13 protein-coding genes are annotated in these 12300 nt (G+C 39.0%); 9 read left to right on the top strand and 4 right to left on the bottom strand.

What is annotated here, in order from left to right; all coding sequences use genetic code 11:
• Positions 1-246: 246 nt before the first annotated feature.
• A complete protein-coding gene (locus J7I96_RS03950; protein WP_214769385.1) occupies positions 247-822 on the top strand; it encodes a TetR/AcrR family transcriptional regulator in 576 nt (191 codons plus the stop codon).
• Positions 823-963: 141 nt separating this feature from the next.
• Here J7I96_RS03950 and yhfH read toward each other — a convergent pair whose 3' ends face one another.
• Positions 964-1092, bottom strand: coding sequence for a protein YhfH (yhfH, locus tag J7I96_RS03945; RefSeq protein ID WP_214769382.1), 129 nt, complete (start codon positions 1090-1092; stop codon positions 964-966).
• 174 nt (positions 1093-1266) lie between these two features.
• Between yhfH and J7I96_RS03940 the strand changes: the two genes are divergently transcribed.
• The 7 genes from J7I96_RS03940 to J7I96_RS03910 all read left to right on the top strand — a co-directional run bounded on the left by J7I96_RS03940 (position 1267) and on the right by J7I96_RS03910 (position 8891).
• Positions 1267-2001, top strand: coding sequence for an MBL fold metallo-hydrolase (locus tag J7I96_RS03940; RefSeq protein WP_214769368.1), 735 nt, complete (start codon positions 1267-1269; stop codon positions 1999-2001).
• Between the two features lie 41 nt (positions 2002-2042).
• The gene (gene lplA, locus J7I96_RS03935) at positions 2043-3032 is read left to right on the top strand and encodes a lipoate--protein ligase (protein ID WP_214769365.1); all 990 of its coding nucleotides are present in this window, start codon (positions 2043-2045) and stop codon (positions 3030-3032) included.
• Between the two features lie 178 nt (positions 3033-3210).
• Positions 3211-4755: a fatty acid--CoA ligase family protein gene (locus J7I96_RS03930; RefSeq protein WP_214769357.1), complete on the top strand. Its 1545-nt coding sequence runs from the start codon at positions 3211-3213 to the stop codon at positions 4753-4755.
• A 176-nt stretch (positions 4756-4931) separates the two neighbouring features.
• Positions 4932-5459: an HD domain-containing protein gene (locus J7I96_RS03925; RefSeq protein WP_034314654.1), complete on the top strand. Its 528-nt coding sequence runs from the start codon at positions 4932-4934 to the stop codon at positions 5457-5459.
• Between the two features lie 185 nt (positions 5460-5644).
• Positions 5645-6334: a LuxR C-terminal-related transcriptional regulator gene (locus J7I96_RS03920; protein ID WP_214769355.1), complete on the top strand. Its 690-nt coding sequence runs from the start codon at positions 5645-5647 to the stop codon at positions 6332-6334.
• A gap of 339 nt (positions 6335-6673) precedes the next feature.
• Positions 6674-7939, top strand: coding sequence for a M48 family metallopeptidase (locus J7I96_RS03915; protein WP_214769352.1), 1266 nt, complete (start codon positions 6674-6676; stop codon positions 7937-7939).
• 142 nt (positions 7940-8081) lie between these two features.
• The gene (locus J7I96_RS03910; RefSeq protein WP_048677994.1) at positions 8082-8891 is read left to right on the top strand and encodes a YitT family protein; all 810 of its coding nucleotides are present in this window, start codon (positions 8082-8084) and stop codon (positions 8889-8891) included.
• Positions 8892-8945: 54 nt separating this feature from the next.
• On the opposite strand, the gene J7I96_RS03905 is transcribed toward J7I96_RS03910, so the two are convergent.
• On the bottom strand, positions 8946-9182 hold the full coding sequence (locus J7I96_RS03905; RefSeq protein WP_214769350.1) for an IDEAL domain-containing protein: 237 nt from the start codon (positions 9180-9182) through the stop codon (positions 8946-8948).
• 315 nt (positions 9183-9497) lie between these two features.
• Here J7I96_RS03905 and J7I96_RS03900 point away from each other — a divergent pair, with 315 nt between their 5' ends.
• Positions 9498-10061, top strand: a complete 564-nt coding sequence (locus J7I96_RS03900; RefSeq protein ID WP_214769348.1) for a competence protein ComK — start codon at positions 9498-9500, stop codon at positions 10059-10061.
• An 89-nt stretch (positions 10062-10150) separates the two neighbouring features.
• Here the strand turns inward: J7I96_RS03900 and J7I96_RS03895 are convergent, their stop codons facing one another.
• Positions 10151-10369 (bottom strand): DUF3006 domain-containing protein, encoded by a 219-nt coding sequence (locus tag J7I96_RS03895; RefSeq protein WP_053534096.1) that lies wholly within the window; start codon positions 10367-10369, stop codon positions 10151-10153.
• Complete coding sequence (locus J7I96_RS03890) at positions 10370-11209, bottom strand: ComEC/Rec2 family competence protein (RefSeq protein WP_214925528.1); 840 nt, start codon at positions 11207-11209, stop codon at positions 10370-10372. It lies immediately after the preceding gene.
• Between the last annotated feature and the right edge of the window lie 1091 nt (positions 11210-12300).

The raw sequence follows: 12300 nt of genomic DNA, 5'->3' as shown, positions 1-12300 counted from the left end.
AACCATGCTTGCCATGTGCTCTGCATTTTTCATTTGAAGTTATGTTATTCACTGGAAAAGCGACGCTATCTTTGGCTTTGCAGATTTAAATAAATAAGTATTTTCGAAAAGTGGCTGTCCAGTAACGGGGATGGCCATTGTTTCTCTTGGGAATTGAAAATATAATTGAAAAAACTGAAAATTTTTGGTATGATATCGTTGAACATAATGACTGTTTTGTCCGTCTGGTCAGAATTGAGGTGGGAAATGTCTGTTGATCGTAAAAAATTAATTTTGGAAGCTGCGACCAAGTCGTTTTCACTTTTTGGCTATAAGGCAACGACGATGGATCAAGTCGCTAAAATTGCCAATGTGGGAAAAGGGACCATTTATACCTTTTATAAAAATAAAGAAGAGCTGTTTAAAGAAATCGTTCAGCGGATGATAGAGGAAATGAAATATGAGGCGGAACAATCTTTGGATGACAAACTCTCCTTTTTTGAAAACCTGCATCGGGCCGTTTATCGAATTCTGGAGTTCAGGCAGGAACATCAATTATCATTAAAACTTCTTCAGGAAGAGCGGGAAATTGGCACGCCGGCCGTTCAGGAAATGGTTAATGAAATGGAAGAAGCCATTGTATCCTACATTAAGGAAAAACTAAAAATAGCGATTGATAAGGGCTATATACAACCTTGCGATCCGGAGATAACAGCTTTCCTGATGCTAAAGATGTACCTTGCCCTGATCTTTGATTGGGAAAGGAACCATGCCCCATTAGAGAAAGCGGAAATTGCTGAACTATTTAAAATATATTTGTTTAAAGGATTATCCGTTACGTGATCATTCTATTTTGCTGAAAGGCAATGACCTAATAAAAGAAGAGATACCGATCATCGGTATCTCTTCTTTTATTGGTTTTGTTTCAGCTGCGAAACTGAAACATCTATGATTTGGGAAGAGAATGGTGAAGCCCAAAGACTACTACTCTCCAGAAAGGCAATGATCACAGTGGTTTCCATAACATTCGTGCTGTTCTTCAATTTTTTTTCCGCATTCCGTGCATTGTTTTGATGGCAGATTTTTAAAGAACTCAATGCTACTTTGAATCATGAACATCATCTCCTGAATTTTTTTATTATTCGCTTTTCTATGGTTTTATTGTATTATAACAGATTTGAGATGTCAATTAATGTTTTATAACATAAGTGAAAAAGGTGAAATAAGGGCAAGAATAGTTTATATTAATGGGGTAGTCATTTAGAGAAGAAAAAGGAGTGCCTAAACATGAAAATCACCGTAATTGGCTGCTGGGGCGGTTATCCAGCTAAAAATGAGGCAAGTTCCGGCTATTTGCTTGAATATGAAGATTTTCGCATTCTGCTTGATTGTGGCAGCGGTGTTCTATCACAGCTTCAAAATCATATGAAGCCGGAGGATCTTGGTGCAGTTGTGTTATCCCACTATCATCCTGATCATGTAGCGGATATTGGTGTCCTGCAGCACGCGGCGTTCATACAGCAGATATTGGGCAGCGAAAAAAGGACGATTCCTATATATGGTCATGATTTGGACGAAGTCGAATTTGGTAAGTTAACTTATAAAGACGTGACAAAGGGGATAGCCATCTCTGCTGAATACCCCTTAACCATTGGACCGTGTAAATTTACGTTCATGAAAACAAAACACCCAGTCCCTTGTTTTGCAATGAGGATTGAAGCTGAAAATCATTCGATAGTTTACACAGGTGACAGTTCATATATGGATGAGCTTGCAGATTTCGCTAAAGACGCAAATGTTTTATTATGTGAAAGTAACTTTTACAGTGATATGGATGGTTCAAAGGCGGGGCATATGACGGCAAGGGAAGCGGGCCTGCTGGCAGAAAAGGCTGACGTCCAGCTTTTGCTGTTAACTCACCTCCCTCATTATGGGAATCTCGATCAACTGAAAAAAGAAGCATCCGAGGTATTCAAAAGGGAAATAGCTGTAGCCAAAACCAATCTCGAGTTCCAACTATAAATGAAACATCAGTGATATGAAGTCTACAAGGAGGTACAACTGTGCTTTTTATTGATAATAAGGGAATTACAGATCCAAGAATTAACCTGGCCATCGAAGAATATGCGCTTAAATATTTAAACATAGATGAAACCTATCTTTTATTTTACATTAATCGACCTTCAATCATCATAGGCAGAAATCAAAATACGATTGAAGAAATCAATTCCGATTATGTAGATGAAAAGGGCATTACAGTTGTTCGCCGCCTTTCCGGGGGTGGAGCGGTTTATCATGACCTAGGGAATCTCAATTTCAGTTTCATTACGAAAGACGATGGGGATAGTTTCCATAACTTCAAGAAATTCACCCAGCCTGTCGTGGAAACGCTCGAGAAATTAGGAATACATGCTGAATTGAGCGGTCGTAACGATATTCTGGCTGAAGGAAAGAAAATTTCGGGAAACGCGATGTTTTCAACGAAGGGCAGAATGTTCAGTCATGGGACATTGCTGTTTCAATCAGAAATGGATCACATTGTATCCGCTTTAAAAGTGAAAAAAGATAAAATCGAGTCCAAAGGGATTAAATCGATAAGAAGCCGTGTCGGTAATATCGCCGATTTCCTAAAAGAACCGATGTCTGTCGAAGAATTCCGTTCATTCCTTCTGCAAAATATTTTCAAAGATACCGGAAAGGTTACAGAGTATGTTTTAACAGAAACGGATTGGAAGAAAATTCACGAAATCTCGGAAGATAGGTATCAAAATTGGGAGTGGAATTACGGAAAATCACCTAAATTCAACTTGCAAAGCTCACATAGATTTCCCGTGGGATCTGTTGATATCCGCCTTGAAGTGAACAGGGGAATCATTGAAAACTGCAAGATCTACGGTGATTTCTTCGGGGTCGGAGAGGTTACGGATATTGAACGAAAGCTTACTGGAACTCGCTATGAAAAGGAAGCAATCAGCAGAGTACTGGATGAGATCGATGTTCGTCATTATTTTGGCAATGTAACAAAAGAAGAAATATTGGCTTTAATATATTAAGCCTGAAAGCCGTCCCGACTTAATAGGACGGCTTTTGTGACTAATAATGACAGTAATTGCTTGAATATGGATAAAATGGTTGCTGTGATCGCATTCTTTTAATATAATAAAAATGTATTTAGTTCACCATAAAAATGAATGATCATTCATTCATGCTATTTGCAGGGGAGGGAGAAAGATGAATTTATCTGAACAGCTTCATCAAATGGCTTTAAAAAAGGCGGATAAGCCAGCATATTACTTTTTGGATCAATCCACTTCATATGGGGAATTGGATAAAGCAGTTACCAAGTTCGCAGACGAATTACATAGGCTTGGTGTTTCAAAAGGTGATAACATTGCGCTGTTATTAGGCAACTCTCCACATTTCATCATTTCATTGTATGGAGCTATGCGAGCAGGGGCGACCGTAATTCCCGTCAATCCAATATACACACCTGACGAGATTGGTTATATCCTGAATAATGGCGATGTAAAGGTTGTTGTGGCATTAGATAAGCTTTTACCCTTACTGGAGAAAATGAACCCTATCCTTTCAAGTGTAGAACAATATGTAATTTGTGAAACGCAGCCGGATAATGGGGATAGTAGCGAATTTAATATCTGCAATAAAATGAAATCGTTTACAAAAATGGTCGAATCGGGGGATGAAGGCTTTAAAGGTCCAGAATTGGATCCGGAAGATACGGCAATCATACTTTATACTTCCGGGACAACGGGAAAACCAAAGGGGGCCATGCTCACACATACCAATATCTACTCCAATGCACATGATATTGGTGAATATTTAAATATCACGGAAAGTGACCGTGTCATTACGACATTGCCAATGTTCCATGTTTTCAGTTTAACGGTAGTTGTGAATGCCCCGTTGATAAGCGGAGGTACGCTTTTAATTGTCCCGCAATTCAGTCCAAAGGAAATATTCAGGCAAATCAAAAAATATGATGCAACCGTTTTTGCTGGCGTGCCAACGATGTATAACTTTCTTTTCCAATATCCAGATGCTAAAGAGGATGCTTTGAAGTCTTTACGGATATGCATATCGGGCGGATCCGCCATGCCAGTGTCCCTGCTTGAATCATTCGAGCGGAAATTTAATGTTAGGGTATCAGAAGGATATGGCTTATCCGAAGCTTCGCCTGTTACCTGCTTCAATCCTTTGGACCGTCCAAGGAAGGCGGGTTCCATTGGAACCTCCATCCTTAGGGTGGAAAACAAAGTGGTCAATGAGCTTGGAGAAGAAGTGCCGATCAATGGTGTAGGAGAATTGATTGTCAGAGGTCCGAATGTAATGAAGGGTTATTATAAAATGCCTGAAGAATCAGCCGCTGTCTTGAAAAATGGCTGGTTATATACTGGCGATTTAGCCAGGATGGATGATGAAGGCTACTTTTTCATTGTAGATCGTAAAAAGGAGCTTATCATCGTCGGTGGCTATAATGTCTATCCACGTGAAGTGGAGGAGGTTCTGTATGACCATCCTGAAGTAGTTGAGGCAGCAGCCATTGGCGTTCCCGATCCCAATCAGGGGGAAGTGGTTAAATGCTTTGTGGTAAAGAAAAACAATGCATTGACTGAGGAAGAGTTGCTTGCCCATTGCATGGAACATTTGGCCAAATATAAGGTGCCGGCAAAAATTGAGTTTTTGGATGAACTTCCAAAAAACGCGACTGGTAAAATTTTAAGGCGTTCCTTGAAAAACCAAGTACTGCAAAACTAAATTACATTGATCATGAGGAGATCATTGCCTATAACCGGCAATGGTCCTTTTTTTGTACAACCAAAGTGTATGAGGCTGCATAAAATATATTGAAAAATCTTAAAACCTTGATTCTTGTTTCGAAAAGAGTTATGATTGTCATTAAAAATTTCCACAAAATTGTAAGGAGGGGTTAGATGAGAGATGTAAAGCTTTTGGATATTTTTACACATCCCATTGCTCAAAAATACTTGAACCGTTCAGGTCTGGCACATGCGATTGCGGTAGCATACCATGCGTTTCACTTAGCAAATGAATATAATGTCGACCCTGATATTGCCGCTAAAGCCGGGCTATTGCATGATATGGGTCATTTCACCTGGTATCGCAATGGTAAATGGGATTATGATCTTTATAAACAAAATGATATTCACCCCATCAAAGGTGCCGAACGAGCACATAAACTGTTAATCCGCTTGGGAGAAAACCCGATCAAGGCAAAGACCATTTCCCTCGCCATTTTATTTCATACTGATTCGTTCTTACCTTCGAATGATATTATTCGTACACCGCTTCAGCAAGTCGTCAAATGGGCCGACGAAAAAGATGAAGAAGAAGGCGGAAAACACCATTATCGGAAAATTGATTTTCCACGGGCAAAGGAAAGCATCATGAAACTTGATACGCTCATAGATGAGGAACAAAGAAAAAGGCTATCATCCTGAAGTCAATCGGGTTGATAGCCTTTTTATTGTCAGGAGGAAAGCATTTATTAAAAGTATTTTTTACAGTTTAAATTTGTTAACAAGTGAATTAATGATGTAAAATATAGACCATTAGAACTATTTTGCGGCGGACAATTATAAAAAATCGGATTAAATAACAAATAAAGAAAGTAACAGGTGAGGTTATGAAGTCGATTAAGCTAATGATTTATGGTGGTCAGGGAGGAATTGAGGGAATCATCGAAAAAGAAGGTGACATTAAGGTCATGGGGATGACTGGAAATGAAATGGACCTTCTTGATTCTGATCATACATCAGTCATGCCAGATGTCATTCTTATTGATGCACGCTCATCAGGGAAGTATGGACAGGAAGTCATGCAAGTCCTTAAGGAAAAACACCCATCCACTCCTTTCGTCATTTTTACAGCCTATTCAGAAAATCATTATCTTATCGAAGCAATAGGCCATGGTGCAGCAGGTTATGTGTTACAGGATGGCGGAATGAAACAAGTGTTGTCGGCAATCCGTCAATGTGCCAACGGTCAGATCGTTTATCCTGCCTCATTCAAATCAATTTTAATGGAAAAGCTGGAGCGGGATGTTGAAAAATCACCAGTAACTTTGGAAAAGGCAATCGAAAAATTGGGGGCTTTTTCGAAACGCGAGCATGAACTGCTTATCCTGCTAACCCAAGGCGAAACGAATCAGCAAATTTCAAAAAAACTTTTTCTATCGATCGGCACGGTAAAAAACTATATAAGCCGTATTTACAGAAAACTGAATGTTAATAATCGACCGGAGCTTATGGCACTTTTGTATGGTTTTCAAAATAGTGGGATGAGGGAGGACCAATCATGCCCGCCGTTCCGTTAATCGGTCTCATTCATTACAAATCAAACTCACACTTGAAGCCCTTTGATGAAACGGTTATCATCTTAGCAATTAGGCAAAGGAGTAAATCCGTCGTTGCCTTAAAACTCCCATCCCTCCATATTTTTAGTGTCTCTGCATAAAACATATTTCGCCTCCCATCCCGGAAGTGCATGTTTTGCTGATGGAGTATACTGTGAAATCTAAAGGTTGATAATGAAGAATGAAAAATTAACAGAATGATGGGAATTGTAAGGAATGAATAATAAGGGAAATCCGGTTCTAACCTGTCCATTTTGGATTAAACTATTAAGAGGGAGATTCGTTTTAAGGAGGGGCATCATGGTTAGAAAATGGGCTGGAAGAGCGATTATATTATATATCCTTTATGCAGCAGCGATGTATTGGTATATTTTTTATGGAGCGGATACGACCATTCCCGAAGCTTTGCGTGGAACGGCAGCAGATCCTGCAACATTCCTGAATGCAAGGGAACTAAAGCTTAGTGAAGAGTATTCAGGACTGCGGAATTTTATTTTTTTCGTATCGACGCCATATGAATGGCTTCTGTATTTCTTCATATTATTATTCGGTTTTTCTAAGGCATTTGAAAAATCGTCAATGGCAGTCTCGAGACGGAAAACGATCAGAACGGGCATTTACTTATTCTGGCTTTCCGTTATTTCATACCTGGCACTATTTCCAATCAGTTTCATTGGATATCGGATGAGCAAGAGTTACCACATAAGTACACAAAGTTTCACCTCATGGATGAAGGATGGAGTCATCGAATTCTGGGTGAATTTTGGGATGATGTTCATCATCGTTTCCGTTTTATATTGGTTAATGAAGAAAAGTGTGAAGAAGTGGTGGCTCTATGCCTGGATGTTGTCCATTCCTTTTTCCTTGTTCCTGATGTTCGTTCAGCCTGTATTGATTGATCCGCTGTACAATGAATTCTATCCTCTCAAAAATAAAGAGCTGGAAACGGAAATATTGGCACTAGCCTCACAGGCTGAGATCCCGGCTGAACATGTGTATGAAGTAAATATGGCGGAAAAGACAAATGCCTTGAATGCATATGTGACCGGCATAGGTTCCAACTCAAGAATAGTTCTTTGGGATACGACCCTGAACAAACTGAAGGAAGATGAAATCCTTTTTATCATGGCACATGAAATGGCCCATTATGTGGAAAAGCACATTTATATAGGGATTGCAGGGTATTTAGGACTGACGTTAATCGGTTTGTGGCTGACATCGAAAATCATGAATTTTATCATTGGTCGCTGGGGCCGTCAGTTAAAGGTCCGTTCGGTTGACAGCATATCATCTCTTCCGTTATTTCTCTTGATAACGTCCGTGCTGCTCTTTGCTTCGAGTCCGCTGTCCAATTATGTTTCCAGATATCAAGAAACAAGGGCTGACCGTTATGCCATTGAAATGACCGGGGACAAAGAATCAGCCATCACGACTTTCCAGGAACTCACGAGGTCGGGTTTGAGCCAGGTCAACCCTCCATTCCTGGTTAAATGGCTGCGGTATTCCCATCCGACCATGCTCGAACGGATTTCAACGGTTGAAAATGCAGATACAAAGGGTGAGTGAAAGCCAGCTGAAAACCAGCTGGCTTTTTTTCTTCGGAAAGTGGAGGTTTGTAGTCGTTTTCAGAAAAAACTATTATTTTTAAAAATCTTAGGTTCTCTACTATAATAAATTAAATTCACTGTTCGTTTTAAGGAGATCGGATATGTATAATGTACTTTTCATCACTGTAGGCTCAGTGCTTGTGGCAGTAGCCTACAACTTATTTTTGATACCACATTTAATTTTAAGCAGCGGACTTAGTGGACTTGCGATCATGTTCGGAATCATCACCCCAGTCAACACAGGGATATTGAATTTTCTGATGAACCTGCCATTGCTGATTCTTGGGTACCTGAAATTAGGGAGACGCTTTATCACCTATACGATATTATCAGTTGTCGTGATTTCCATCAGTTTATACCTCATTCCAGTTCACGGAATTTCCACTGAACCGATTTTGTCTTCTTTATTTGGCGGAATCATATCGGGAATTGGTATAGGCATCGTCTTTCGCGCTTCGGGGTCTTCGGGCGGCTTTGATATCATTGCCATGCTATTGGCTAAGAAGAGCGACTTTCCGCTTGGTACATTGCTTTCGGTGATGAATGCAGTTGTGGTGGTAATCTCAGGCTTCATCTTCGGTTGGGATGCCGCATTATATACACTGATTTCCATTTATGCAGCAGGAAAGGTGATCGATACGATCCATTCCAATCACATTAAATTAACATTGATGATCGTTACCAAAAAGAGTGACGAAATGAAAACGAAGCTCCTGACCAACCTATATCGTGGAATTACCGTCATGGATGGTGAAGGTGCATATTCAGGAGAAAAGAGCAAAGTAATGATGACAGTCATTACACGTTATCAGTTAACGGATGTAAAAACAATGATAAAAGAAGTGGATCCGAATGCTTTTGTTAATATAACCGAAACTGCCGAGGTCATGGGTATGTTTCATAAAGAGTGATGATAATGAGAAAAGCCTCCCGACATTGCGGGAGGCTTTTTTTGATCATGAATGTTAATTTCCAAATTGTTTTAGTAAAACGTTCATTTCAGAACTTAGTTTTAAGAATAAAGGTTTGTTTTTCATATCCAAGGCTTCATCGATCTGTTTTGCAAGGATATGCTTTTTGGTAGTAAGGACGGCTTCCTGAATAATCATATCAATTAACATTTCCTGAACCACGGCATCGTTTTTCATTTCGCTCATTGATAAGGACTTCACTGACTCTGAATAAGATTTTTCATTTTTCAAAGTTACCACCCCTGACCCTTTTTATTATTATATGGATTTGAGCGGATAAAATCAACTGAAAATTTAAAAAATTTAAATTATGATAGAGAATGTGTCGTTTGGATGACGAAAAAGCCACTATATAAAAGAATTTTAAATTTTTTGTGAACTTACTTTTTATGTTTAAGGGTTATGCTATTATAGTGAGTAATTTAACATACATTTACTATCTCCCTTCACTCTTCTTGGACAGGAATTGAAGGGTACAAGCAATTAAGAATATAACATTTGGAAAGTGATAGCGATGTTTAGCAATGAGGAAGAGGTGGATTAAAAATGAAGGAACACAATCAGGGAATCATCGAGGAATATGAAATCACGCCACATACACTAATGGTTGCTCCAATTAATTACGGCAGTAAAATATATGCCCGTATCGTTGAAATCGAGGACGAGTTCATCTCCCCGTTTAAACCTATGGAAATCATAAAGAAAAGCTGCGAGTTCTTCGGATCAAGTTATGAAGGACGCAAGCAAGGCACGAAACAGCTCATAAACATCACACATAAAGCACCGATCGCGATTGACCCGACCAGTTCGATATTCTTCTTTCCAACTACATCTCCGTTACGTCCTCAATGCATCTGGTTATCACATGAGCATGTGGTATCCTATGATCGCCTGGATTCCAAACATACAACCATCACATTCAGGAATAGACAAACCATCGATATAGCTGTGTCATGCAGCTCTTTCGAAAACCAGCTGCATCGGACCTCATTTTTAAAAACGAAATTGATCCAGAGGATTGAGGAAACAAAGAGGAAATCTTTTTATCTGTTCACTGATGCTAATGGAGTCAAGGCTTCAGAGGTAATCTCAAAGTATATACCGCGATAAGAGGGGGGCAGGGGAAAAAATCAGAGTAGAATGCAAACGGGAATATTCAAATTTAAAGCAGCCCTTCTTATTAAAGAAGGGCCCTGGAATCAATCTTCAAATAATTCATCCATTAAATCGTCAATTTCTTTTCTTAATCTTTCAGTTCCTTCTTTGGAAATGGTGATGGTATCACCATCGATAATCAGCATATCTCCTACTTTTGCTCCCTTGGGAAGAGCACTTTTAGGAAAATCCTTCATGTCACCACCATCGATTTCGACGACAGCGATCTTTCCTTCGAAGCGATCAATAATTCCTTGTACCAATTATTTCACCGTCTTTACAGTAATTTTCTGACCTGTAGAAGTAAAAATAATGTTACCTGATTTATCTGTGAGATAAGTTTTGGCTTTCACTGAATTCAACCGTTTTATAACAGTGGAAGTAGGGTGCCCATAGCCATTTGTCCCTACACTGATTACAGCATATTTCGGTTTTGTTTTGTTAATGAAAGCTGAACTTGTCGATGTTTTTGCACCATGATGGGCTACCTTAAGTACATCCACACTTGGAACCAGTTTTTTAGCCAGCATATCCTTCTCTGCTTTTTCTTCGGCATCACCTGTAAACAAGAATGTTTTTTTGCCGTGTTTAAGCAACAGGACAGCACTCCAATTATTTAAGTCAGACTTAGCATAGTCTTTAACAGGTGCAATGAATTTAAGGGAATTATCCTTTGCTTTAGTGTTGATTTCCACGCCCGTCTTCGCTTTTTTTATTGTAAGCTTCTTCTTCTTGACAGCCGTTAAAAAGTCTTTGTATGCCTGGGTAGTATGTGAAACTTTTGGGGCATACACAGATTTTACACTAAGCGATTTGATCACATGTGCAAGACCGCCAACATGATCCGCATCTGGGTGAGTGGAGACTAATGCAGTAAGTGTTTTTACCTTTTGTTTTTTTAGGTAGGCAACAACCTCGTCACCCTTTCCTTTACCGCCGCCATCGATTAAAACGTTTTCATTACCGGTTTGTATCAGGATTGAATCTCCTTGTCCAACGTTGATGAAATGTACCTTTACACTTGAGGCTGCCTCAGTTGTTTTAAGTCCAGTGAATAAAGACAAAACAAGAACAGCCACCAGTAGAATATTTATTTTCTTCATTTTTCCCCTCCAGTTAATAATTTACCATGTGTAACCGGAAAAATGGGAATATGGACACGGTTTTTATTTGTAGTAAAAAAAGGATGATGTCGTCTGAATCTATGGGTAGAGAAAATGATCGTGGGTATTTATGATTAATTTCTTGATTTAAAGAATCAATAAAAAATCTATTTCTTTCAGAAAAGAGTGTGAAGTTGGCATATATTAAAGGAGCAGACTCCCGGAGAAAGTTAGGATTACCAACAAAATATTTGTTAAAGAGATTGTTTACTATTTTTTAGGATTTGTTCAATTTAAACGTTGATACCCCCTCAGGCACTCGCTTTCCGCGGTCGGTCCGTGAGCCTCCGCACCTTTCGTTCCAACCAACTTTGTTTTAAAATTTAGATAGAAACCCTTTTGGCTACAAATTAAACCATGCAAATAAAACATTGCATGGATCATTAGGGATGAGTAAAAGTTTCCTTATGTTTGACTCCTTAGTACATAATATAATAAACACCGATGATGTATCTTTTGTTCAGTGTTTCACAAATGGTTTTGTTTTTCTGGAAGTTCTTTTTGCTTTATACATTTAATATAAAGAGGTTGTTATTAGTAGATAATACTATGCATGGATATGCAATTAACATCTTTCTCAATAAGGTTGTACTGACACTAAAATGATAGTTTAGACGTATAGTTATAATATATGAATGGAAATTAAATGTCGCTTAATAATGAACAAACGGGCCAGACCTTATAAACGTTAAGGACATTTTCGTCGAAACTGTTGTCTTAATTCAGTATGCAGTAATTGTGTAAACGGCTTGTGTAACAAGAAGTGGAGAAGCGGCTATTGCAGTCCTCGGTTCCTTTAATAGGGAAGAGGATAATATACCAGAAGGATGCAGTTTCGACATTCTGCCGTTTAATCACCTAGAACAAAGGCGATGCTATGCATACAGCAAACTTTTAATGAAGGATGCTCAAGGGAACTTGAAGTAACGCAGTTAAATATAAAAGGTATTTTAATCTGAAAACTATGGCAGACGTTTCATCCGACATGCGAGAGTTTGATCCAAAAAAGGATAGCATGGGCTTTTTAAGCG

The organism is Bacillus sp. ISL-78 (genome assembly GCF_018613455.1).
Lineage (GTDB): Bacteria > Bacillota > Bacilli > Bacillales > DSM-1321 > Peribacillus > Peribacillus frigoritolerans.
The sequence above is the reverse complement of the archived record's forward strand: the minus strand, read 5'-3'. Positions and strand labels throughout refer to the sequence as shown.